Raw genomic sequence first — 24,089 nt, 5'->3', positions numbered from 1 at the left:
CTTAATTTGTTTTAATTCCGGTTGATAAAAAGCGGTTTTAATTCTGGTTTTCAAAAATTTAAAAAACTAAAAGTCATAAGTTGAAGTGAGATAGACAGAAATATTGCGCTTGAAATGAAGGGTGTATAAAGGGGTTTTAAAATAATCATTGGTTAAAAAAGGGATGCACGCGCCAAATTCTATCGCCCAATTCTTATACCTTGAAAAGCGGTAACGATACCCCACATTCAACATCACTTGAAACATGTAAGGGTGATAAACGCTCAAAGGATCTTTAGCCCACTTTTTAAAAATCTTTGTTTCATAAAACCAGGTTTCTCCCACGAAATTCATCCCTAAAATCAGCGTTCCAAAAGCGCGTTTGTATAAAAAGTCAGCTCCCGCGCCATAAAAAATAGCGTTAATAAAAGTCTCTTTTCTTTGCAACTTTTCTCTATAGCTTTTAGGGATCTGCGAACTCTCCCTCAAACTATCGCCCAATACGCCCTTATTTTTAAGAAAAAACCCATAAGCATAATCCAAAGAAATATAAAAACGGAAACCATAGCGCTCTTTTTTAGGAAAAAATTGTTTATAGCCATAAATCAAACTGACTTCAGCAAAGGGAATGTCTCGGTATTTTGAATGGTTTTCAAATTTTTCCCTGCTCTGTAGCCATGACATTTGCACCACGCTTGTGCCATAATAATGGGAGCTTTTGTCTGTATTAAAAGGTTTTCTTTTGGGCTTTTTAGACTCAGTAAAACATGGGGGGTGGGTTTTGCCCCTTAAACACTTCTTGGCTAAAAACCGCTGGTATCCTAGATCTTCTTTTTTGGCGATCGTATAAGTAACCAGATCATCAGCCCTTAAATACACGCTCAAAAAGAACGCTAAAAACCCCCTTTTAAGCAGTCTGTTCAAGCGTTCTTTTCTTATGCGTTATTTGTCTTTATCGGTTTCTTTTGCCTTTCAATTCCTTGGCGTCTTTTTGATAAGATTCTAAATTCCTTTGAGTGAGCTTTTTGTCTATTTCTTGCATGATACTTGCAAAAATCTTATTCAAAGCGCTCTTGATCGCGTCATTAGAATTATCCGTTCCCTTAACCATAGTGCTAACTAACCCTCCGCTATGGCTTGAATGGGTGGTTTTTAAGAACTTTTCTTGAATGTCTAACTCGCTCAAATCCATCGTAAAGGAATCTAAAGATTCCCCACTCATAGGCTCTAGTATGGTAACTTTGACAAAACCGGCCGGGATTAAAACCCCTTCCATTTTATCCAAACCAGTGGAGAATAACAACCCAGGTTCTGATTTTTTCTGTATGGTCCTTTTAGGATCGGGGCGTAAAACAATTTCGCCATTCATAGCAACCGCCAAATACCCTTCTTTTTTTTGCGCAAAAGAAAAATCGTCTTTGTCGCTGCTATCCACATTGATAACCTTGTAACCCTGATTTTGCAAAATCTGTTCAACCTTAAGCGCGGTTTGATTCTTGAATTTGTTTTCATACTCTTTAGCAATATTATCGCTGTATTGAAAAGCTGGCCTTAAAAGTAGAATCTTTTCATCTAACGCTTGAACTTTCTCGCTAGCTGGATGGTAATTCAACTTCAAAGCGACTTCATTGGTTTCAATAATATGCGGGCTGCATCCCACTAATAAAGCCACCACGCTCGCGCCTAAAAGGCATTTTTTCCATGCAAAATCTTTAAAATGATTATTTGCTCTCATCGTTCTATCCTTGATTGTAATATTTCAGACTTCTATAACAACAAACCCGAAGCAACCAACACGCTTTTGTTGTCAAAATGTTATTTTACCCTAACATCTTTAGATTATTAGTTTTTTTCTATTTTTTAGCGTTATAATCCCCACTTTTGCCTCCACTTTTATGCTCCAACATCACACCGCTAATTGTCATGCTCTTATCAATGGCTTTCACCATGTCATAAATGGTTAAAAGCCCTACGCTCACACTCATTAGCGCTTCCATTTCTACGCCCGTTTTAGCTTGAGTTTTGACTCTCGCATAGAGTTTAAAACTGCAAGTCTCTTTTTCTTCTAAAATATCAATATCCACCCCATTGAGCATGATTGAATGGCACATGGGAATGAGCTCGCTTGTCTTTTTAGCCCCCATGATCCCAGCAATAATAGCAGTCTGTAACACCGGACCCTTTTTGACGCCATGATTGATAATAGCGTCATAAGCTTCTTTATTCATGCTGATACGACCGCTCGCTAGAGCGATTCTTTCAGTGGTTTCCTTATCCCCTATATCCACCATTTTAGGCTGATTTTCTTCATTCAAATGAGTGAGCGGCATTTTTTACCTTATTGTTTGGGGCGAAACGCTTGAATGTTTTTTTCATTCACTTGCATATAATTCCCTAAAATCAAATCCACGCAATAAGGAATCGCTGGAAAAACCGCCTCTAAGCATTCTCTAATGCTTTTTGGCTTACCAGGAAGATTAATGATCAAACTCTTATTCCTAATGCCAGCGCTCTGGCGCGATAGAATCGCTGTAGGCACATATTTTAAACTAGTCATTCGCATAAGCTCTCCAAAACCAGGAAGCATTTTTTGGCACACTTTTTCTGTGGCTTCTGGGGTTATGTCTCTTAAAGCAGGGCCTGTGCCTCCTGTGGTAACGACTAGATCGCATTGGTATTCATCGCACATTTTAATCAGCGATTTTTCAATTAAATCCCTTTCATCAGCGACAATTTCATAATGGAATTCTAAAGGATTGAGCAGGTATTCGCTCAACACTTCTTGTATCGCTTTCCCGCTTAAATCTTCATAAATCCCTTTTGACGCCCTATCGCTTGCGCTCAAAACGCCTATATGAATCGTTTGCATTTTAACTCCTTTTTAAGCTAAAAGCCCACTCCCTTTTAAAAGGTGGCTTCTTTCTTTAGCGTAAATGCGTTTATTATCAATCAAATCGTATTTCCAAATAGGAGCGTTACGCTTAAAATCTTCAATAAAATATTCGTATAGTTCTAAGGCATTTTTTCTATTCTTTCCCATTAAAACGCATAAAAATGAGCTTTGTCCTATCAAAACATCGCCCAGGCTGTGCGCCATTTTTAACACCACGCCCAAATCTTTGGCTTTATGGTGCCATTTTTCAAACCAAGTCTTTAATAGCGCCTCATAAATATCAAAACTCAAGCCTTGAATGTTATCCTCTTTTCTCACAATCCCCACAAACACGCAAAACGCTCCAAAGTTTTTCGCGCAAGCTTCCTCTTGGTAGGCTTTTAAAAGCTTGTCAGTATCTAATGCCCCTTGAATGATTTTTAACACCTAGCCCCCACAAACCGGCGGCAACAAGCTTATTACATCGCCCTCTTTTAAAGGCGTGTTTAAATTATCTATTAAACGATCATTAAGGGCTATCGCGCAAACGCCCAACCACTCTTTTAAGCCCTCTTTTTCTTGTAAAATCGCTCTTAATTCCTTTAAATCACTCGCTTTGATGAAAAAATTTTCTTCTTTTATGGGTCCAAAAAATCGCACTTCTACCATCATTTACCCTTATATTAAATTTTTAAAAGCATGATTTTAATATTTTAAAACCTCTTTAAAGCGCTTCAATGGTTTTCACAATAAATGCCCCATTTTGAGCTTTTTGACTTCCAAATACCCTTGATTGTGCTCATTAGCGCACACGATCAAGCTCTCTCTTGTTACCTCAGCGTATTTTTCTAAAGCGGCGATTTTTAGAGGGTTGTTTGTGAGTAAGCGCATTTTTTTAATGCCGTAATATTCTAAAATTTCACCCGCAATACTATAATCCCTTTCATCGTCTTTAAACCCTATCATTTCATTGGCTTGAATGGTATCATAGCCCTTATCTTGCAAAGCGTAGGCATTGACTTTATTAAATAGCCCTATCCCACGCCCTTCTTGGCGCAAATAAATCACTAGCCCCCCTTCTTTAGAAATCCTTTCTAACGCCATTTGCAACGCCCCCCCGCAATCGCATTTTTGAGAGCCTAGAGCATCACCCGTTAAGCATTCTGAATGCAAACGCACTAAGGGGTTTTGAGAAAAATTAGGGGTGAAAACCACTAAATGATCTTTAGAGCCATTAGAACCCTTTTCTCTAAAACACTGGATACAAAACTCCCCAAATTGAGTGGGTAATTTGGCTTGGTTAGAAACTTCTAATCGTTTCAAGGATACTCCTAAAATTAGTTTTTAAAACGCATCTTTTAAAAAAAGGTATTCTATCAAAACTCTTTATAATTTGTGCCGATAAAAATGTTTTTAAAATCGCTTGATGCGGGTTACTCCTTTAAAATTTGTAAGTCAAATTCAAACCATTGGGGCCTAAGCTAGAACGGATTTCATGTTTATTATGAATCCCTAAAGCTTCCCCAAGCCCTAAATCCCTAATGATAAAACCGATAGGATCCATAAGAGCGATGACCAAGCGCCCTAAAAATAAAGAGCCAAAAAGCTTGCCTTCGTTGCGTTGGATATAGCGCGTGAGCTGATAAAACCCTTCCCCCAATATCGAACCCAATAAAGGCGTGATCACTAGATCCTGCCAGCTAGGCACTTCCACAAACGCTTCCAAGCCATATTCCCAAAAAAGCGTAGAAGTGATAAAAGAAAAAAACGCTGATACCATCCAACCAAACCCAGCCATGCGCGGTTGCATATAATACATAGCCCCAAAATAAGGGTGCAAAATTTCATTGAAAATAAAACTATCATTGTCTAGTTTTGGCCCCATGCGGACATTTTCAAACCAGCTTTTGATCCCAAATTTTTCTCTATCCCAATTCGTTACGCTCTCTGGCATGAGATACAACCCCACAATCCCTATCACCAAAGACACGCCTAAAATCCCAACACTCGTGCCTAAATATTTCCAACGGCTATTTGGGGCATAAGGGATCGTGTTGCTCTTTTTAAACCTCTTTTTAAAGTGTTGCCAAATAAGATTTTTAGGATTTCGTCTGAGCGTTTCTTCTAATTGAACGCTGTTAGCGTTTAAAAAACTACAGCCTAACCCCCAAATAATAACCAAAACCATCCAAATCTTTTGGAATGTTTTTAGGAATATTTTCAATAATATTTTTAGGAATGTTTTTAATGAAATCAGCATAAACTCTATTATTACTCTCATCAGGTTGCAAACTTTATTGCTTGACTTAAAAAGGGTTTATTATACCTTAAAAACATTACAACACATTCAATAAAACCCAACAAGCCTCAAAGGCTAATCGTTTCTACAAGCTTAAGCCCAAACCCGCTCAAAGCCTTATACTGCCTGTCTTCAGAAGAGCTTAAAAGCCTGAAATCCTTTATCCCCAAATTTTTTAACACCAACGCCCCGATCCCAAAATCTTTAACGATATTGTTTTGTTCAGAATGGGTGTTCATAAAGATCAAATAACCCCCTTCGCGCTTCAAATATTCTAAAGCCTTAAAAAACGCTTCAAACGCACCAGTCGTTAAAAAATCAAAATCCTCTTTGATAGGGTGGAAACGCACTAAAGGGGCTAAATCATGGGTTTTTGCACCTTTAAACTTAAAAGCGTAATGGTTTTTTTGCTGGTGGTCTAAAAAAGTGTAGCATTGCGTTTGGTGTTTTAAAAATTCTCTTTCTTCTTGGCAAAACATTTTCAGCAAACTTTCATTTTCCAAACGATAGCTAATCAAATCAGAAACATAGAGGGTTTTAAGATTATGTTTAAGGGCAAAGTCGCTCAAAAATTTATCCCCCCTTCTCGCCATAGAGCCGTCTTCTTTCATGATTTCACAAATCACGCTCACCGGCTTTAATCCAGCTAATTTGCACAAATCCACGCTCGCTTCAGTATGACCGGTGCGCGCTAACACGCCTCCATCTTTTGCAATCAAAGGGAAAATATGCCCCGGGCGCACAAAATCGCTCGGTTTAGTCGTGTCTTTACACAATAATTCAATCGTTAGATGCCTTTCAAAAGCAGAAATCCCGGTTCTGGCTTCTTTAGCGTCAATGGAAACCGTGAAAGCGGTCTCATGGTTAGAATCATTCACGCTAACCATAGGGGGTAATTCAAATTTGTTCGCTAAATCTTTGGTTAAAGACACACAAATCAACCCCCTAGCATGCGTGGCCATGAAATTGATTTTCTCAGGGGTAGAAAAAATCCCAGCCAAAACCAAATCCCCCTCATTTTCCCTATCTTCATCGTCCATGACAATGAGCATTTCGCCATTTTTATACGCTTCTAAAGCCTCAGTAACTCGTTTTAAGATCATTCTAACTCCCTAGTTTTATTCAATAATATTGAGTTTTATAAAAAAAAGAAATATAGCATGTTTAATAACGATTATCACTTGATTATATGATTAGGAAAAAACGATTTCAAAACATTCCATTGTTTAAGCGCGCTTTTATGTAAAAAACGGCCAATCCTAATGCTTAAAGGTAATTTTTTAGGCCTTTGTTTTTCTGTGTTGGAGTTTTGAGTGTTCATTCCATCGCAAGCGATCGCAAATTCTTCTAACACATAGTTTTTGACCCCATGCCAATAATGCCTATCCATCACGCAATCTATAGGCATCACCCATTCTTTCGCGCTGTATTTCAACAATTTTTGCGCGGCTTTTGGGGCTAAAACATACCCTTGAGTGCCAATGCCATCTTTAAAATTTAAGATTTGAGAAACCCCTTTAATGGAAGTTTTTTGTTTAGCCACATTTTCTTCTAAATGCATCAAACGGATATAGCCTAACTCGTTGATGTGTTGGTAACAAAACTCTAGGCTCTCTTTAAAACGCTCTTTTACAATAATATCATCTTCTAAAATACAGATCGCTTCATTGAGCTCTATGCATTTTTGCCACAACGAATAATGGCTCGCATAGCACCCAAGCTCCCCAAACCCCATCCTCTTCCCGCAATGCTTGAGCGCATAAAAGAAATTTTTTAACGTGCAAGGGGGGTGTTTTTTATTTTTACAAAAAGCCCATAAATCTTCAATCATAAAAGAAGGGTGCAAATGCTCTAAAATCAAGGGGTGTAATTGAGTGGGAGAGATTTTAGAATAGATCGCATCAAAAATTTCATAAGAAATCCCTTGAAGTTTAAGGCTCTCTAAAAGGGGGGTTATATGAGTTTCTTTTAAAGAAAAATTTTGACAGGTTTTGGGGCTTAAATGAATAATAAAAACACGCATGTTAGCCTTAATTCTTAATACAAATAAAATCAATATTAAACAGACTTACATTCTAGCGCAAATTTTAGTAAAATACGCATCATGCTAGATGATATTCCTATTACCATTCAAAAAAGTAAAAAAATCAAAACCCTGAGCTTGAATATCACGCCCTCTTTAGAAGTGATTCTAAAAATGCCTGATTCTTGCCCTCAAGTTAGGGCGAGCGCTTTTTTAAAAGAACAAGAAGCTTGGCTAAAAAAAACCTTTTTAAGCATGCAAGAAAAACACTCCCTTTTACACTCGTGCCTAGAAACCTATCAAAATAAAATCCTTGTGTTTGATGAGATGAAAAACGCCAACGATTACACCCTAACAGAACTTAAAAAAATCTTAAAAACTTATTTGGAGCAGAAACTCCCTTTAAGCGCTCAAAAAATGCAAACTGCATACACCGGTTTTAATATTAGAAACAACGCTAAAGTTTTAGGGAGTTGCTCTTATCATAACCGCTTGAGTTTTGCATTATTATTGGTTTGCGCCCAAAAAGAAGCGATTGATTATGTCATCATCCATGAACTCGCCCACACGATCCACAAAAACCATTCCAAAAATTTTTGGCGTTGCGTTCAAATCTTTTGCCCTAATTACCGTGCTCTAAGGGAGCGTTTAAAACAAAGGGTTGTTTTTTATGCCCAACTCCTTAAGCAACTACAGCCATAAAGATTAAACCTTAAAAATGATAGCTCACATACGCTGTGATGCTTCTAGGAGGCGCGGCTTCTTTACCGTTAGGGCTAGTGCCTATCCCGCTAAACCAATATTTCATGTTAAAAATGTTATTGATTTGCAAGCTCGCATTAACGCTTTGCTTTTTGCGTTCCCACAAAGTGCTAGAAATTTGCAAATTCCACACCCAATACCACGGCGTCATGCCCGCTGTTTTGGTGGTGATGGCCCCATTTTTGATCGTGGGCGCGTATTGAGTGAAAGGCACGGTGTTTAGCACATCTGTATAAGCGCGGCTATAAAAGAAAGAGCTCAACCCAATCGTGGTTTTGGCGTAAGTGTAACTCGCGTCTAAAATGAATTGGTGCGGGCTGACAAAAGGGAGTTTTTTGCCAAAAATATCTTTTTTAGGCCCTTTAGGATTAGCAGGGTTAGTAACCATCGTGTGGCTGGTGATATTAGCGTCTATGAAAGTGTAAGCCGCATGGAAATTAAGCCCCCTAATCGGCGTGTAATACAATTCCAGCTCCACGCCTTGCGATCTCGCATTGACCGGCTCTCTGTTATCCCCATAGCGCCCAGTAAAATAATGATTCGCAAAAATCACAAAATAATTCGCATTAAAACTCACTTGGTTGTTGAAATAATATCTTGAGCCGCCTTCCATGACATTAAAGATTTGAAAATAATCCGTGCTTGTGCCTACAAAATTACCGATATTGCTGAATTGGGGCGGGATATAACTTCTTTGATAGTTGAAATAAAACAACCAATCCTTAATGGGTTTATAGCCGACATTCAGCGCCGGATTCCATTGGTTATAACGCTCTTTAATGGTTTTTCCTGTTTGACCTGCTTTAAAAGGAGGAGCGTCTTTTTTTTCGTAATTTAAAAAAGTGTATCTCAAGCCCGGCGTGATCGTTAGCATGCCGTTATTGAAATTGATTTCATCGCTGGCATACACAGCGGTATAATTGTTGAAATTATTGAGTGAAGTTCCTGCATCAAACCCACTCCCATTATTAGGCACGCTAGGGTTTTTCCTGGTAATGGATCGGCGGTATAAATCTTCGGTTAAAAACCGCATCCCCATGTTAAAAGTTTGTTTGACTTTACCGGTATTGATTACGAGATTGAGTTTTGGCTCAAAAGCATTCACCACGAAGCGGCGGATCTGATCAAAAAATTGCCAACAAGGGCTATTCGTATCGCTATAAGAATACAGACCGCAATTAGGGTTAGTCGCGCTGATTTCTCCCTTGCCTTTAAAGGGTAAAATCTTGTTTTGACTGCTCATATACACGCTTTGGTATTGGTTAGAGAATCCAAAATCCCTGCTCATGTCATGCGTGAAATAAGTGAATTTAAAATCGCCCCCCACTTTCCTATCCGGATCGCCAAAATAATTTTGATACACGATCCCAAAGCGCTTGGCTCGCCCTCCATCTTGATTGTCAGGGCGCTCGTTGATGAAGCGGTTATAGGCGTAATCTTGCGCGCTCAAAGTGCCTGGATGGTAAGAGTTGTATTGATAATACTGGTAATAAACTTTAAAAGTGTTGGTCGCATTAATCTTATAGATCGCATCAAGCAAGTAGTTTTGCACCTTTGTAGGGCTGTTTTGCCTGAAACCTTGCCCATTAATCCAATTGCCTTGAGCGCTAATGCCTATATACTTACCCAACATCCCGGCCGTTCGCCCATAAGTGTTAAACAGCATTTGGTTTCCTAAAGTTTGGGCTAAAGGCTTGCCTTTTTCTTTGGGATCGACAAAATTCCCATTAGAAGATCGCCCCCAAAAAGTGATCCTTTCAGCCGCTTGATTTTCCCACTCTTTAGGGATTTCTTTAGTGATGATATTCACCACGCCTCCAAAAGTGTTAGGGCCATATTGCACGCTCGTTCCCCCTTTAATCACATCAATCCTATCCACTGACTGGAAAGTTACAGGGAAAATCGCCAATTCAATATTGGAATACGGCGCGCCATAAATGGGGATACCATTGACTAAAATCATGCCCGTATTGCTATGCCCGTTACCGCCCCCACCAAAACCGCGCACCGAAATTTTAGGCAACACGCCTGTGCCTGTAGCGTCTCTGATTTGAATCCCTGGCACATTTTGCAAAGCGTTTTCAATATTCAAATTACCCGTTTTTTTGAGTTCTTTGTTGGAAATCACCGTGCGAGAGCTTGTGGAATTACGCACCTCTTCGCTTTGATATGAAAGCGGGGCGCTGGAACTGAATTTTTGCTCAGTGGTTGTAACTTTTTTTAAAAAATGGTGCTTATCTTTCGCGCTCATAAAAGAATTAAAAGTCCAAAAAGTCAAAACGACCGACGCTAAAAAATACGGGGTTTTTACCCTCAAATAACCATTCATTATGATAACCTTTCTCATTTAATTCAAACCGATTCATACTATAAGAATAATTATTATAATCAGCTTAAGAATTGAAAATTAATCTTATTTATTTACAATTTGTTATCAAAACGATTTGAAAAAGGTTTTTAGTGTTTTTTTTAACAGCCGCTAAGCGTTTTTTAAAAACAGAATGTTATGGGGGTTTTAGGGTGCGTTATTGATACATTTTACGAAGAAACCATCACAACCGCTATCGCAAAACCAGCGTCATGGCTGATGCTCGCGCTCAAGCTTTGGATGTTAAAATAATCCATTTTTTCTTTGGAAAGGGTGATTAAGGGGGCGTTTTTAGGGCTTTTAGAAATATGCATATCTAAAAAACTCAATTCCTTACCAATGCCCACTTGAAGGGCTTTAGAGCAAGCCTCTTTAAGCGCGAAAAACCCGGCGATACTGCTAAATTTATCCTTGCATAAAACAATCTCGCTTGGGGATAAAAAACGCTCTAAAAACCTCATTTCAAAGCGTTTCACGCACTTTTCTACCCTAGCAATAGAGACAATATCTATGCCAATCATTTAAAATTATTGGATGATAAAATCAGTGAAAAAGACATTTTTAATAAAGCCATCAATCAAAAACGAATTCAAATGGCTCTTAATCTCGTCTTTAAGCTTGTTTTTGCCCTTGTTAGTAACCACTTCTTCCACGCTTTTAGACGATAGAATCTCTATAATCGTGTCTTTAATCGCTGTGTCTTTAACCTTGACTTCATTTAAAAGCTTTTCATTACTCAATTCTAACGAAATAGAAGCCTTAAGGTAGCGTCTGCCATTTTGAGAGACCAGATTCACCGCAAAAGGCGCATCAATCGCATACAAAGGCCCAAGCACCAGATATTGCTGGATATTAGAACCTTCTTTAGCCTCTTGATTTTTGTTCGCCATAGGATTAGCTTGAACTTCTTGGGTGTTTTTAGAAGCGTTTTCTTTAGATTCTTCCTTATTCCCCATAAGCAGCATGATAATCACCCCCACCAACAAAAGCATCACTAACACGCTTCCAATAATGACAAATAAAAGGGCTTTGCTTTTTTTTTGGGGTTGTTGCGCGGTATTTTCTTGTTCTTCTGCCATGCCTATTCCTATTGAAAATAAGTTAAAGTGGTTTTCCCGAATTTTTTCTGTTTGATTATAGCTAAAGTTGCGAGACTTTTAGGCATCTCATGCAAGCTTTCATGCTCAAAAACCACTAAAAGATTTTTTGAATGAGAGCGGTTTAATAACCTTTCTAAAGCGTGAAAACATTTTTCATAAATCCCTAAAAACCCGCTTGTTTCAAAAGGAGGATCCAAATAAAGGATATTCAAAACGCCATTTTTTAAACACAGCGTGGGTAAAAGCTTGAAAGCGTCATCTAAAAAAGTTTGAATTTCAATTTCCTTTTTCAAGCGGTTTTTAAAAAGGGAAATATTTTCTAAAAGCGTCTTATAAGCGCTTTTATTTTGCTCAAAAAACACCGCACTTTTAGCCCCCCTACTCAAAGCCTCTAAACCCATAGAAGCGCTGCCTGAAAACACTTCTATAAAATGCGCTCCATTAATTTCTGCTTGCAAGGTGTTAAAAAACGACTCTCTTACGATCGCTTTGGTGGGGCGCGTGCTAGAAACGTTAGGCAAATTCAAGCCCAATCCCTTGCAAGCCCCCCCAATAATTTTAAATTTTTTTACTGGCTGATGATTTGGCATAATTTTTGGGTGTATTCTTCTAGTAATTGCTGAATCTTTTGCTCTTTAGAAATTTTCATTTCTTCGCAAGGTTTTTCGCTCGTCTTTAAAGCGCGATAAAAATTTTTGATATCTTCTTTCACGCTCTGTTTGGTGAAAGGCTTTCTTAAGCGCTCTTCTATAAAGCATAGGGGCTTATTAATCTCTAGCGTTTCATCATCGCTTAAAACAAGATCGCAAACTTCCATAGGAGAAAGGCAATCGCTCAAATAAAATTCCAAACTCCTTTGAATCAACAAAGACTTGCAAGAAAGAAAAATTTTCAAAAAACCCCTTTTATCCCATCAATAGATTTAAATTGTTTCAAATTATAGCAATTCTTTCTTTTTAATACCAATTTTAAAAAAGAAAAAAGAATGTTAAAAATAGAGTTCAAATAACATCGTTTTTTTTTTTTTTTTTTTTTGGTATAATGCTCGGCGAAGGTAAGGGCAAAAGGCATATTTATATTTATTCCTTCCTTCTTTACTATAACTTATAATAAACTTTTTCATTAAAATGTCCTGATGCTCTTACCTTAAATTGAGAAAGCAAGTTAGCCTCTCTCAACTTTTCATATTAATTAAACCAATCTTGAAAGCTTTAATAGTAAATGCTTTAATATTCTAAAATCCAAGACACCAATCCCCCCTTAAAAATACGAAAATACGCAAACTCTTTATTATTTAAATTGTAAAAATACTTTACATTTTATTTTTTTTCACAAACTCTAACGCTTTGAAACGCTCCCCCAAGCCCCCAGGGCTAATTAGGGGCTTGATTTTAGCCGCTTCTTTTAAATACCTTTCATAACCCACGCTCTTTGAAAATGTTTCTAATAATTCCATAAGCCCCATATCCAACAAAGCGTTAGCCTGCGATTTGAAGAATGAAAATTGTGCATGGTGTTTTTCAAGCAAATTGCGCACCAGAGAAAAATTGACATCATAGGTCAGATCGCTCTTTTGATACAAAGAAGCCAGATTGTTTAAAATATCCTTAAAATCCAGCGCTTGGTGGTTTTTAAAAGCCCTTAAATGCATGTCTTTCCTCTCTATTTCATCGCCATAATCAAAGCTCAAAAAAACCCAAGAAGAAGCCTCATCCAATTTCTCTAACAAATCTTTAATGAAAGCCTCTAAAAATAACGGCGCGCACCCTTGTTTTAAATCCAAATTTTTAAGAAGTTCTTTAGTGGGTTCATCAATAGCGCCCCAAACGCCCTGATGATCATGGGTAATAAAAAGCATTTGGTTATCTTTAATGATCTCGCAAGCGAATGCGTCAAACAATTCATTAGAAACAACAAACGCGCTTTCATGCCCCTTGAAATCTAGATCTTTCAGATCGCAGATCATCAAATCCAATTGCGTGGCTTGTTTAAAAATAGTTCGTTGGAGTTTTTGCAATTCCTTTAAAGGCTCACAGCTGACAAACTCGCATTTTTCCATTACGCCCACGCTCAAAGCGTTCAAAAAATTCGCTATATCGCTCAAAAAATGCCCATGATGAGCGCCAATTTCTACAATTTTTAAAGGCAAAAATAATTTTTCTTCTTCTAAAAGCTTGATGATATAAAACGCAACAGCGCCCCCAAAAAACTTACTCAAAGACACCGAAGTGTAAAAATCCCCTTTTGGACCGATTAGCGCTTTTTTGTAATATCCCTTTTCTCCATAAAGCCACTCTTGCATGTAATTCCCAAACGAACGCATGATTTTCCTTTCATTAAACTCATCTCAACCAACAATAATAGAAGCGCTATTCTAGTCAAAATCGCCTTATTTTTGCGCTATGATATTCAATAATAATGACTTTTTAAGCTAAGTTTGAAGGGAGTTTAGAGTTTGGAAATTTTAAGGCGAGAATGCGGGGCGGTGGAAGAAAACGCTTATATTGTGAAGCTTTCTAGTGGGATAGATTTTATTATTGATCCCGGATTTTCTAGCAGCGAATGGGTGTTAGAAAACGCCAAAAACCCTAAGGCGATTTTAATCACGCATGGGCATTATGATCATGTATGGGATAGCGCTCAATTGTCAAAACTCCTTAAAAACACCCCCATTTACGCCCCAAAAGACGATGTGTTCATGCTAGAAAATGATATTTTCCATTTAGGCATGCCGGTTTTTAGCCCCAATTTCAGCGTGCCTTGCAATAAAGGTTGCACCACTTTAGAGATAGAAAACACCACCATTAAATACTGGCATTTTCCCGGGCACACGCCCGGTTGCTCTATCATAGAAATAGAAGGGGTGATTTTTAGCGGGGATTTTATTTTTTATCGCAGCATTGGCCGTTATGATTTCCCTTATTCTAATGAAAAAGACATGAAAGAGTCCCTGTTAAGGTTTCAAAATTTAGATTTCCCTAAAGACATAGAGATTTATCCAGGGCATGGGGATAAGACAAGTTTTTTTGCCGAAAGAGAGCATTCTAAAATTTGGGTTTCAAGGATGGCTTAATTGTTAAGCCGGCTAGAAAAAGAGCGTTATTTGCGCCATATCATGCTAGAAGATGTGGGCGAAGAAGGCCAATTGAAGCTTTTACAATCTAGCGTTTTAGTTATTGGGGCTGGGGGTCTTGGATCGGCGGTTTTGATGTATCTGTGCGCTGCTGGGATAGGAAAAATCGGTATTGTAGATTTTGATGTGCTAGATATGAGTAATTTGCAACGCCAAATCATCCATTCACAGGATTTTTTAAACCAACCTAAAGCCTCTAGCGCGAAAGCGCGCTTAAAACAACTCAATGCTAGCATTGAAATAAAGGCTTTTGAAGAACGCTTTAAGGCTCATAACGCTCTTTCTCTCATAGAACCTTACGATTTTATCATAGACGCCACGGACAATTTCAACGCTAAATTTTTGATCAATGACGCTTGCGTGTTGGCCCAAAAACCCTATTCGCATGCCGGGGTTTTAAAATACAGGGGGCAAAGCATGAGCGTTTTACCCCATAGCGCATGCTTAGCGTGCGTTTTTGATAAGCCCCCTAAAAAGGGATTAAATCCTATTTCAGGGCTTTTTGGGGTCTTACCTGGAGTTTTAGGGTGTATCCAAGCGAGCGAATGCCTTAAATATTTTTTAGGGTTTGAAACTTTACTTATAAATACTTTACTTATAGCCGATATTAAAACGATGGATTTTAAAAAAATTCAAGCACCCAAAAACCCTAAATGTAGGGTTTGTGGCACGCATAAAATCACGCATTTACAGGATTATGAAATTTAGATTAAGGGGTAAGTTTTGGATTTATCAACCATACTAGGCTTGGTATTGGCGGTCGCTTCTATTTCGCTAGGCGATATTTTAGAAGATGGCAACCCGTTGCACATTATCCATTTGAGTTCAGTCATCATCATCGTGCCTACTTCGCTTTTTGCCGCCATGACAGGCACGCATGCGCGTTACGTGAAAGCCGCTTACAAAGAAATAAAAATTGTTTTTTTAAACCCTAAAATCAATTTAAACGAAACCATTAAAAATTTAGTGGAATTAGCCACTCTGGCAAGAAAAGATGGGGTGTTGAGTTTAGAGGGGCGGGTGGTGCAAATTGAAGACGATTTCACCCGTAATGGCTTGTCTATGATCATAGATGGCAAGGATTTAAAATCCGTTAAGGAAAGCTTAGAAATCAGCATTGAAGAAATGGAAGAGTATTACCACGGCGCCGCTCATTATTGGGAGACGGCTGGTGAGACCGCTCCTACTATGGGGTTAGTGGGGGCGGTTATGGGGCTTATGTTAGCCTTGCAAAAACTAGACAACCCGGCTGAAATGGCAGCAGGGATCGCTGGGGCTTTTACGGCCACTGTTACAGGGATTATGTGTGCTTATGCGATTTTTGGCCCTTTTGGGCATAAGCTCAAAGCTAAGTCTAAAGACATTATCAAAGAAAAAACCGTTCTTTTAGAGGGGATTTTAGGCATCGCTAATGGGGAAAATCCAAGGGATTTAGAAAACAAACTCTTAAACTACATCGCTCCCGGTGAACCTAAAAAATCTCAATTTGAGGGCTAAACATGGCTAAGAAAAACAAACCCACCGAATGCCCCGCCGGTGAAAAATGGGCGGTTCCTTATGCGGACTTTTTGTCGTTGTTGCTCGCGCTTTTTATCGCTCTTTATGCCATTTCAGCGGTCAATAAATCCAAAGTGGAAGCCTTAAAAACCGAATTTATTAAGATTTTTAATTACGCCCCTAAGCCAGAGGCGATGCAGCCGGTTGTAGTGATCCCCCCTGATTCAGGGAAAGAAGAAGAGCAAATGGCGAGCGAAAGCTCCAAACCGGCTTCGCAAAATACCGAAACAAAAGCCACTATCGCTCGCAAAGGCGAAGGCAGTGTTTTAGAGCAAATTGATCAAGGCTCTGTTTTAAAGCTCCCCTCTAGTTTGTTGTTTGAAAACGCTACATCAGATGCTATCAATCAAGACATGATGCTCTATATTGAACGGATCGCTAAAATCATTCAAAAACTCCCTAAAAGGGTGCATATTAATGTGAGAGGTTTTACAGATAATACGCCTTTAAATAAAACCCGTTTTAAAAGCCATTACGAATTAGCCGCCAATCGCGCTTATAGGGTGATGAAAGTCCTTATACAATACGGCGTGGATCCTAACCAATTGTCTTTTTCTTCTTATGGCTCTACAAACCCTATCGCGCCTAATGATTCCCTAGAAAACAGAATGAAAAACAATCGTGTGGAAATCTTTTTTTCAACCGATGCGAACGATTTGAGCAAGATCCATTCTATTTTAGATGAAGAATTCAATCCCCACAAACAGCAAGAATGAATCGCATGAAACCAATTTTTTTGTTAATCTTTTTGTTGTTAGCGAGCCTTATTGCTAGAGAGAAGGACGCTTCTTCAAACCTTTTTGATTTGATTGATAAAGGGATCAACAGAGAACAAGAATTGAAAGAGCAGGAGCAAAAAACGCGCTTAAAACTGGCTCAAAGCCCTTTGGTGGCTTTAGAGATTGTCCCCCAAGAAACGCCCTATTTAGAATGGCAAGGGGCTAGGGAGTCGTATTATTTGAAAGTGAGCGCTGTGGTAGAGAGCGTGGTTATTTTAAAGATTGACATCAATCAGGGGCGTTCTTGCTCGCTCTACCCCACGCCTAAAAGCGTTTCTTTAGTGAGGAATCAAAGCGTAGCCTATGAAATTTTATGCGAAAACCAGCCGCTATGGATAGAAGTTAGCACTAATTTAGGCAAACGCACCTTTCAGTTTTAACCTGCAACCACATTAAAGAATGCCTTTAGCGTTTTAAAACCCCTTTATTCAAATAAGTTTGGTTATAATGCCAAGCATGGGCGTTTTTAAACAATTGATCAAAGAATTGTATGAATGGTTGCTCCATTCTATAGATGTGGCTACGCAGCATTTAGTTGCTATGGTGTTAAAAATAAGCGTGGTAAAATATTTGATAAAAGAATTTCATGATCGCTTCATTTACTTTATAGACTTGCTCGCGCAGCATTTTATCATCGTTGCGCTTTCTAGTCTTCTCGTGTTGGTGTTTGGGGTTTTGATTGGGGTTTTTGTGTTTTATAACTCAAAGGCTAGGGCGTTTTTGCTCCCTGTGGTGAATTTCCTCTACACCATCCCATCGCTGGCGTTATTCGCGTTATTCATTCCTGTGATTGGGGTGGGGTTAAAAAACGCGCTTTTAGTGTTGGTCTTATACGGCTTATTACCCATTGTCCATAGCACTTATAACGCTTTAAAAGAGGTGCGAGAAGAGGTGATTAAGGCCGCTATTGGGCTGGGGTGTAACCCCAAAGAGTTGTTTTTTAAAGTGCGATTCTTGCTCGCTATCCCCCAAATTTTAGTGGGCTTAAGGATTGCGGTGGTGATGCTAGTGGCGATGGCTGGGATTGGAGCGCTCATTGGGGCTGGGGGTTTGGGGCAGGCGATTTTTAGAGGGCTAAACACACAAAACACCACGCTTTTAGTGGCGGGTAGTTTGATCATTGCTCTTTTTAGCGTTTTAGCGGATCAATTCGTGAGCGTCTTTCAGCATGAAAACGCCTTGCAACGCCTATTTTCTCAAAACGCCACCCAAAAACAAAAAAGAAGAGTTTATCTTAATTTAGCGGTTTTTCTTTTTTTATTGCTAGCGAGCGCTTTATGGCTCATTCCTAGAAACGCCATAGAAGAAAAGCCCTTAGTCGTAGCGACAAAACCTAGCAGTGAGCAGTATATTTTGGGCGAGATTTTAAGCCTTTTGTTAGAAAAACACCATATCCCTATCAAGCGGGCGTTTGGCATTGGTGGGGGGACGATGAATATCCATCCGGCATTGATTAGGGGCGATTTTGATTTGTATGTGGAATATACCGGCACCGCTTGGGTGAACACGCTCAAAAACCCTTTGACACAAAAAGTGGATTTTAAAACGATTAAAAAGCGTTATGAGAAGGAATTTAATCTTTTGTGGGTGGGGCTTTTGGGCTTTAATAACACCTATTCTTTAGCGATTTCTAAAGAAGACGCTCAAAAATACGCGATTGAAACTTTCAGCGATTTAGCCTTTCATAGCCCCAATTTTGATTTTGGAGCGGAGTTTGACTTTTTTGAAAGAGAGGACGCTTTTAAGGGCTTAGTGAAAGCTTACCGCTTTCATTTTAGAAGTTTGCATGAAATGGATATTAATTTGCGTTATAAAAGTTTTGAATCCCATAAAATCAACGCTTTAGACGTCTTCACCACAGACGCTCAAATCAAAGAGCTGGATTTAAAGGTGCTTAAGGACGATAAAGGGTTTTTCCCTAATTATCAGGCCGGTATTGTTATAAGAAAAGAAACTATAAAAAAGTATCCTGAAGCACTAGAAATCTTAGAAAAATTGGATTCAAAAATTAACGATGAGACGATGCAGGATTTAAACTATCAGGTGGAAGTGTTGAAAAAAAGCCCTAAAATCGTAGCTAAAGATTTTTTAGAAAGATTAGGGTTATAACATGAAAGAAATCGTCAAGATAGAGAATGTGTCTTTTAACTACCACAATCGCGCTGTTTTTAAGGATTTTAATTTAAGCATTCAAAAAGGGGATTTTTTATGCGTTTTAGGGGAAAGCGGGAGCGGTAAAAGCACGCTTTTAGGCTTGATTTTAGGGCTTTTAAAACCTAATCTTGGGAGCGTTAAAATCTTTAATGAGACCCTTTCAAACAACGCTTTTTTACGCCAAAAAATAGGCTATATCGCTCAAGGCAATTCCTTATTTTCTCATTTAAACGCTCTGCAAAACATGACCTTTTGCCTTAATTTGCAAGGCATAAACAAACAAGCCGCTCAAAAAGAGGCCAAAGCCTTAGCGTTAAAAATGGGGTTAGAGGAGAACCTTATGGATAAATTCCCTAATGAATTGAGTGGGGGCAAGCCCAAAGGGTGGGCATTATTAGAGGGATTATCCACAGGCCAGAACTCATTTTATTAGATGAGCCTTTTAGCGCTTTAGATAGTTTTAATCGTAAGAATTTACAGGATCTCATCAAAGAGATACACCAAAATTCTTGCGCTACTTTCATTATGGTAACGCATGATGAGGAAGAGGCGCAAAAGTTAGCCACAAAAACCCTAGAAATCAAAGCCCTTAAACAAGAGCAGTGATTTTTAAGGCTCGTTTAAAAATTCTGGCGTGGTGTTATTGGTGGGCGTTTGCATAGAAGAATTAGAGCTGTTTGAAGTTTTTTTAGCGGGTTTTTCATTGAATGGGGGGGCTTTATAGCCGCAAGCTTGAATCGTTATTGCCACAAGCGTTAAAAAGCATGTTAAGATCAGTTTATGGAACAAAATATTTTCTCCTTACTCATTCAAAAAAAGTCTTATAAAAAGCTTGAAACCCTTTTGAAACTCAAAAAGCTTAAGGTTTTTATGCCTTTAAGTTTACAAGAAAATTTGCTTTTTATCTTCATAAAAGATTCTAAATTGCTTTTTGCGTTTAAAGATCTTTGGGCTTCTAAGGAATTTAACCAGCGATTCGCTAAAGAAATCAGCCATTTTTTGAACACGCAAGGGCATGCTTATGGGTTTGACGGGTTGAATGGGTTAGAAATTTTAGGTTATGTGCCTAAAGACGCGCTAGAAAAAGCCAATTTTTATGCCCCTATTAAAAAACAAGCCCGATTTTTTCGCCCTAGCGCTTTAGGGTTGTTCCATAACCCCATTAAAGACGCTCGCTTGCATGAATGTTTTGAAAAAGCGCGCGCTTTGATCCACTACCAACGAAGTTTTTTTGAGGAATGAATGGCTGATTTATTGTCCAGTTTGAAAAACCTTCCTAATAGCAGTGGCGTGTATCAATATTTTGATAAAAACCGCCAATTGCTCTATATCGGTAAAGCGAAAAATTTAAAAAAACGCATCAAAAGCTATTTTTCCATCCGTAATAATGAAATCACGCCCAATTATCGTGCTAGCTTACGCATCCAAATGATGGTCAAACAAATCGCTTTTTTAGAAACCATTTTAGTGGAAAACGAGCAAGACGCTTTGATTTTAGAAAACTCTTTAATCAAGCAGCTCAAGCCCAAATACAACATTCTTTTAAGAGACGATAAAACTTACCCTTATATTTACATGGATTTTTCTATTGATTTCCCTATCCCTTTAATCACACGAAAAATTTTAAAACAGCCTGGCGTTAAATATTTTGGCCCTTTTACGAGCGGGGCTAAGGATATTTTAGACAGTTTGTATGAATTGCTCCCGTTAGTTCAAAAGAAAAATTGCATCAAGGATAAAAAGGCATGCATGTTTTATCAAATAGAGCGTTGTAAAGCCCCATGCGAGGATAAAATCACTAAAGAAGAGTATTTAAAAATCGCTAAAGAATGTTTAGAAATGATTGAAAATAAAGACAAACTCATCAAAGAGCTTGAATTGAAAATGGAGCGCCTTTCTAGTAACTTGCGTTTTGAAGAAGCCCTCATTTACAGGGACAGGATTGCAAAAATCCAAAAAATCGCCCCCTTCACTTGCATGGATTTGGCCAAACTCTACGATTTGGATATTTTTGCTTTTTATGGCGCAAGCAATAAGGCGGTGTTAGTGAAAATGTTTATGCGTGGGGGTAAAATCATTTCTTCGGCGTTTGAAAAAATCCACTCCCTTAATGGGTTTGACACCGATGAAGCGATGAAACAAGCCATTATCAACCATTACCAATCGCATTTGCCTTTGATGCCTGAACAGATCTTATTGAGTGCTTGTTCTAATGAAGTGCTTAAAGAATTGCAAGAGTTTATCTCTCATCAATATTCTAAAAAAATCGCTCTTAGCATTCCTAAAAAAGGCGATAAGCTCGCTTTAATAGAAATCGCTATGAAAAACGCTCAAGAGATTTTTAGCCAAGAAAAAACCTCTAATGAAGATCTGATTTTAGAAGAGGTGCGATCGCTCTTTAATTTAGAATGCATGCCTTATAGGGTGGAAATCTTTGACACAAGCCACCATTCAAACAGCCAATGCGTGGGGGGAATGGTCGTGTATGAAAACAACGCCTTCCAAAAAAATTCTTATCGGCGCTACCATTTAAAAGGCTCTAACGAATACGATCAAATGAGCGAATTGCTCACCAGAAGGGCTTTAGATTTTGCTAAAGAGCCACCGCCTAATTTGTGGGTGATAGATGGAGGGAGGGCGCAATTAAACATCGCTTTAGAAATTTTAAAAAGCAGCGGGAGTTTTGTAGAAGTGATCGCTATTTCTAAAGAAAAAAGGGATTCTAAGGCTTATCGTTCTAAAGGGGGCACTAAAGACATTATCCATACGCCTAACAATACTTTTAAATTGCTCCCTAGCGACAAACGCTTGCAGTGGGTGCAAAAATTGCGCGATGAAAGCCACCGGTATGCGATAAACTTCCACAGATCCACTAAACTTAAAAACATGAAACAAATCGCTCTTTTAAAAGAAAAGGGCATAGGAGAAGCCAGCGTGAAAAAATTATTGGATTATTTTGGGAGTTTTGAAGCGATAGAAAAAGCGAGCGAGCAAGAAAAAAACGCCGTTTTAAAAAAACGAATTTAAAGGAAAAAGCATGAAAAAAAGATTGAATATAGGGCTTGTGGGTTTAGGGTGTGTGGGGAGCGCGGTCGCTAAAATCTTACAAGAAAATCAAGAAATCATCAAAGACAGGGCCGGTGTGGAAATTAAAATCAAAAAAGCGGTGGTGCGAGACGTGAAAAAACACAAGGGCTATGCTTTTGAAATCAGTGATGATTTAGAAAGCCTAATAGAAGATAAAGAAATTGATATTGTCGTGGAGCTTATGGGTGGGGTGGAAGCACCTTATCTTTTAGCTAAAAAAACTTTAGCCAAACAAAAAGCCTTCGTTACAGCCAATAAAGCCATGTTAGCGTACCACCGCTATGAATTAGAGCAAACCGCTAAAAACACCCCCATAGGCTTTGAAGCGAGCGTGTGTGGGGGTATCCCTATTATCAAGGCTTTAAAAGACGGCTTGAGCGCTAATCACATCCTTTCTTTTAAAGGGATTTTAAACGGCACGAGCAATTACATTTTAAGCCAGATGTTTAAAAATCAAGCGAGTTTTAAGGACGCTTTGAAAGACGCGCAGCATTTAGGCTATGCGGAATTGAACCCTGAATTTGACATTAAGGGCATTGATGCGGCGCACAAATTGTTGATTTTAGCGTCTTTAGCGTATGGCATTGATGCGAAATTAGAAGAAATTTTGATTGAAGGCATTGAAAAGATAGAGCCAGACGACATGGAGTTTGCCAAAGAGTTTGGTTATAGCATCAAACTTTTAGGCATCGCTAAAAAACACCCAGATTGCATTGAATTAAGGGTGCATCCAAGCATGATTAAAAACGAATGCATGCTCTCTAAAGTGGATGGGGTGATGAACGCTATCAGCGTTATAGGAGATAAGGTGGGCGAGACTTTGTATTATGGGGCTGGGGCTGGGGGAGAGCCTACCGCAAGCGCGGTCATTAGCGATATTATAGAAATCGCAAGGAAAAAAAGCTCTTTAATGCTGGGCTTTGAAACCCCTCAAAAACTCCCCCTAAAACCTAAAGAAGAAATCCAATGCGCTTATTATGCGCGCTTGTTAGTGAGCGATGAAAAAGGGGTTTTTTCTCAAATCAGCGCGATTTTAGCCCAAAATGATATTTCACTCAACAATGTCTTACAAAAAGAAATCCCGCATTCCAACAAAGCTAAAATCTTATTTTCCACGCACACCACCAACGAAAAGTCTATGCTGAACGCCCTTAAAGAGCTTGAAAATCTACAAAGCGTGTTGGATACCCCTAAAATGATCCGTTTGGAAAATTGAATGCGTTTTTTGAACAACAAACATAGAGAAAAGGGCTTGAAGGCTGAAGAAGAGGCTTGCGGGTTTTTAAAATCGTTGGGCTTTGAAATGGTGGAGAGGAACTTCTTTTCACAATTTGGCGAAATTGATATTATCGCTTTGAAAAAAGGGGTTTTGCATTTCATTGAAGTCAAAAGTGGGGAAAATTTTGATCCCATTTATGCGATCACGCCGAGTAAATTAAGAAAGATGATCAAAACGATCCGCTGTTATTTGTCTCAAAAAGATCCCAACAGCGATTTTTGCATTGACGCCCTCATTGTGAAAAATGGTAAATTTGAGCTTTTAGAAAATATCACTTTTTAAATTTTTATCCAAAACCCATGCGATTTCATTAACATTCTTAAGATAATATGATCATCGTTAATCAAAATCATAGAATATTTAGGAGTAACCAATGAGTCACTATATTGAATTAACTGAAGAAAATTTTGAAAGCACCATTAAAAAAGGGGTTGCGTTAGTGGATTTTTGGGCGCCATGGTGTGGTCCTTGCAAGATGCTATCCCCTGTGATTGATGAATTAGCTAGCGAATATCAAGGTAAGGCTAAGATTTGTAAAGTCAATACCGATGAGCAAGAAGAATTGAGCGCGAAATTTGGGATTAGAAGCATTCCTACGCTTTTATTCACAAAAGATGGCGAAGTCGTTCATCAGTTGGTGGGCGTGCAAACTAAAGTTGCTTTAAAAGAGCAATTGAACAAACTTCTAGGCTAGTAG

General features: G+C 38.6%; 29 protein-coding genes and 1 pseudogene. 13 read left to right on the top strand and 17 right to left on the bottom strand.

What is annotated here, in order from left to right:
• Positions 1-66: 66 nt before the first annotated feature.
• The 10 genes from D2C78_05260 to D2C78_05215 form a co-directional block, all read right to left on the bottom strand.
• The gene (locus D2C78_05260) at positions 67-903 is read right to left on the bottom strand and encodes an outer membrane protein (protein ID QEF35345.1); all 837 of its coding nucleotides are present in this window, start codon (positions 901-903) and stop codon (positions 67-69) included.
• 28 nt (positions 904-931) lie between these two features.
• The gene (locus D2C78_05255) at positions 932-1,714 is read right to left on the bottom strand and encodes a neuraminyllactose-binding hemagglutinin (GenBank protein ID QEF35344.1); all 783 of its coding nucleotides are present in this window, start codon (positions 1,712-1,714) and stop codon (positions 932-934) included.
• 118 nt (positions 1,715-1,832) lie between these two features.
• Positions 1,833-2,309, bottom strand: coding sequence for a cyclic pyranopterin monophosphate synthase MoaC (gene moaC / locus D2C78_05250; GenBank protein ID QEF35343.1), 477 nt, complete (start codon positions 2,307-2,309; stop codon positions 1,833-1,835).
• Positions 2,310-2,317: 8 nt separating this feature from the next.
• Complete coding sequence (locus D2C78_05245) at positions 2,318-2,848, bottom strand: molybdopterin adenylyltransferase (protein ID QEF35342.1); 531 nt, start codon at positions 2,846-2,848, stop codon at positions 2,318-2,320.
• A gap of 12 nt (positions 2,849-2,860) precedes the next feature.
• A complete protein-coding gene (locus tag D2C78_05240) occupies positions 2,861-3,298 on the bottom strand; it encodes a molybdenum cofactor biosynthesis protein MoaE (GenBank protein ID QEF35341.1) in 438 nt (145 codons plus the stop codon).
• On the bottom strand, positions 3,299-3,523 hold the full coding sequence (locus D2C78_05235; GenBank protein QEF35340.1) for a molybdopterin synthase sulfur carrier subunit: 225 nt from the start codon (positions 3,521-3,523) through the stop codon (positions 3,299-3,301).
• Positions 3,524-3,595: 72 nt separating this feature from the next.
• Positions 3,596-4,174, bottom strand: a complete 579-nt coding sequence (ribA, locus tag D2C78_05230) for a GTP cyclohydrolase II (protein QEF35339.1) — start codon at positions 4,172-4,174, stop codon at positions 3,596-3,598.
• Positions 4,175-4,292: 118 nt separating this feature from the next.
• A complete protein-coding gene (locus D2C78_05225; protein QEF35338.1) occupies positions 4,293-5,132 on the bottom strand; it encodes a DUF3943 domain-containing protein in 840 nt (279 codons plus the stop codon).
• Positions 5,133-5,218: 86 nt separating this feature from the next.
• Entirely contained in the window at positions 5,219-6,253 is a 1,035-nt protein-coding gene (locus D2C78_05220) for a bifunctional 3,4-dihydroxy-2-butanone 4-phosphate synthase/GTP cyclohydrolase II (protein QEF35337.1), read from the bottom strand.
• A 74-nt stretch (positions 6,254-6,327) separates the two neighbouring features.
• On the bottom strand, positions 6,328-7,173 hold the full coding sequence (locus D2C78_05215) for a glycosyltransferase family 25 protein (GenBank protein ID QEF35336.1): 846 nt from the start codon (positions 7,171-7,173) through the stop codon (positions 6,328-6,330).
• Between the two features lie 81 nt (positions 7,174-7,254).
• Between D2C78_05215 and D2C78_05210 the strand changes: the two genes are divergently transcribed.
• Entirely contained in the window at positions 7,255-7,875 is a 621-nt protein-coding gene (locus tag D2C78_05210; protein ID QEF35335.1) for a M48 family peptidase, read from the top strand.
• 10 nt (positions 7,876-7,885) lie between these two features.
• On the opposite strand, the gene D2C78_05205 is transcribed toward D2C78_05210, so the two are convergent.
• The 6 genes from D2C78_05205 to D2C78_05180 all read right to left on the bottom strand — a co-directional run bounded on the left by D2C78_05205 (position 7,886) and on the right by D2C78_05180 (position 13,726).
• A complete protein-coding gene (locus tag D2C78_05205) occupies positions 7,886-10,264 on the bottom strand; it encodes a ligand-gated channel (protein ID QEF35334.1) in 2,379 nt (792 codons plus the stop codon).
• A 209-nt stretch (positions 10,265-10,473) separates the two neighbouring features.
• Positions 10,474-10,824, bottom strand: a complete 351-nt coding sequence (locus D2C78_05200) for a holo-ACP synthase (GenBank protein QEF35333.1) — start codon at positions 10,822-10,824, stop codon at positions 10,474-10,476.
• Positions 10,825-10,830: 6 nt separating this feature from the next.
• The gene (fliL, locus tag D2C78_05195) at positions 10,831-11,382 is read right to left on the bottom strand and encodes a flagellar basal body-associated protein FliL (GenBank protein ID QEF35332.1); all 552 of its coding nucleotides are present in this window, start codon (positions 11,380-11,382) and stop codon (positions 10,831-10,833) included.
• Between the two features lie 8 nt (positions 11,383-11,390).
• The gene (rsmD, locus tag D2C78_05190) at positions 11,391-11,993 is read right to left on the bottom strand and encodes a 16S rRNA (guanine(966)-N(2))-methyltransferase RsmD (protein ID QEF35331.1); all 603 of its coding nucleotides are present in this window, start codon (positions 11,991-11,993) and stop codon (positions 11,391-11,393) included.
• A complete protein-coding gene (locus D2C78_05185) occupies positions 11,972-12,298 on the bottom strand; it encodes a dihydroneopterin aldolase (protein QEF35330.1) in 327 nt (108 codons plus the stop codon). Before D2C78_05185 ends, rsmD begins: the two co-directional genes overlap by 22 nt.
• Positions 12,299-12,715: 417 nt before the next feature.
• Positions 12,716-13,726, bottom strand: coding sequence for a class I SAM-dependent methyltransferase (locus D2C78_05180; GenBank protein ID QEF35329.1), 1,011 nt, complete (start codon positions 13,724-13,726; stop codon positions 12,716-12,718).
• 132 nt (positions 13,727-13,858) lie between these two features.
• On the opposite strand from D2C78_05180, the gene D2C78_05175 reads away from it, so the two are divergent.
• From D2C78_05175 to D2C78_05145, 7 genes and pseudogenes are all read left to right on the top strand, one after another.
• Complete coding sequence (locus D2C78_05175; GenBank protein QEF35328.1) at positions 13,859-14,476, top strand: MBL fold metallo-hydrolase; 618 nt, start codon at positions 13,859-13,861, stop codon at positions 14,474-14,476.
• Entirely contained in the window at positions 14,477-15,244 is a 768-nt protein-coding gene (locus tag D2C78_05170) for a HesA/MoeB/ThiF family protein (GenBank protein ID QEF35327.1), read from the top strand.
• A gap of 15 nt (positions 15,245-15,259) precedes the next feature.
• Positions 15,260-16,033 (top strand): flagellar motor protein MotA, encoded by a 774-nt coding sequence (gene motA / locus D2C78_05165; protein QEF35326.1) that lies wholly within the window; start codon positions 15,260-15,262, stop codon positions 16,031-16,033.
• Between the two features lie 2 nt (positions 16,034-16,035).
• Positions 16,036-16,809, top strand: coding sequence for a flagellar motor protein MotB (gene motB / locus D2C78_05160; GenBank protein ID QEF35325.1), 774 nt, complete (start codon positions 16,036-16,038; stop codon positions 16,807-16,809).
• Positions 16,806-17,252 (top strand): hypothetical protein, encoded by a 447-nt coding sequence (locus D2C78_05155; GenBank protein QEF35324.1) that lies wholly within the window; start codon positions 16,806-16,808, stop codon positions 17,250-17,252. The genes motB and D2C78_05155 overlap by 4 nt, the downstream gene beginning before the upstream one ends.
• A gap of 67 nt (positions 17,253-17,319) precedes the next feature.
• Positions 17,320-18,981 carry an ABC transporter permease subunit gene (locus D2C78_05150; GenBank protein ID QEF35323.1) on the top strand — a complete coding sequence of 554 codons (1,662 nt, stop codon included), beginning with the start codon at positions 17,320-17,322 and terminating at the stop codon, positions 18,979-18,981.
• 1 nt (position 18,982) lies between these two features.
• Positions 18,983-19,632 (top strand): annotated as a pseudogene (locus D2C78_05145) (ATP-binding cassette domain-containing protein).
• 3 nt (positions 19,633-19,635) lie between these two features.
• On the opposite strand, the gene D2C78_05140 reads toward D2C78_05145, so the two are convergent.
• A complete protein-coding gene (locus D2C78_05140; GenBank protein ID QEF35322.1) occupies positions 19,636-19,815 on the bottom strand; it encodes a hypothetical protein in 180 nt (59 codons plus the stop codon).
• Here D2C78_05140 and D2C78_05135 point away from each other — a divergent pair.
• The 5 genes from D2C78_05135 to trxA all read left to right on the top strand — a co-directional run bounded on the left by D2C78_05135 (position 19,807) and on the right by trxA (position 24,086).
• Entirely contained in the window at positions 19,807-20,268 is a 462-nt protein-coding gene (locus D2C78_05135; GenBank protein ID QEF35321.1) for a hypothetical protein, read from the top strand. The genes D2C78_05140 and D2C78_05135 overlap by 9 nt on opposite strands.
• Positions 20,269-22,053, top strand: a complete 1,785-nt coding sequence (gene uvrC / locus D2C78_05130) for an excinuclease ABC subunit UvrC (GenBank protein ID QEF35320.1) — start codon at positions 20,269-20,271, stop codon at positions 22,051-22,053.
• 10 nt (positions 22,054-22,063) lie between these two features.
• A complete protein-coding gene (locus D2C78_05125; GenBank protein ID QEF35319.1) occupies positions 22,064-23,329 on the top strand; it encodes a homoserine dehydrogenase in 1,266 nt (421 codons plus the stop codon).
• On the top strand, positions 23,330-23,674 hold the full coding sequence (locus D2C78_05120; protein QEF35318.1) for a YraN family protein: 345 nt from the start codon (positions 23,330-23,332) through the stop codon (positions 23,672-23,674).
• A gap of 91 nt (positions 23,675-23,765) precedes the next feature.
• The gene (trxA, locus tag D2C78_05115; protein QEF35317.1) at positions 23,766-24,086 is read left to right on the top strand and encodes a thioredoxin; all 321 of its coding nucleotides are present in this window, start codon (positions 23,766-23,768) and stop codon (positions 24,084-24,086) included.
• The last annotated feature ends 3 nt before the right edge of the window (positions 24,087-24,089 follow it).

Source organism: Helicobacter pylori (assembly GCA_008032935.1).
Classification (GTDB): Bacteria; Campylobacterota; Campylobacteria; order Campylobacterales; family Helicobacteraceae; genus Helicobacter; species Helicobacter pylori_CX.
This window is presented reverse-complemented; position numbering and strand designations above follow the sequence as displayed.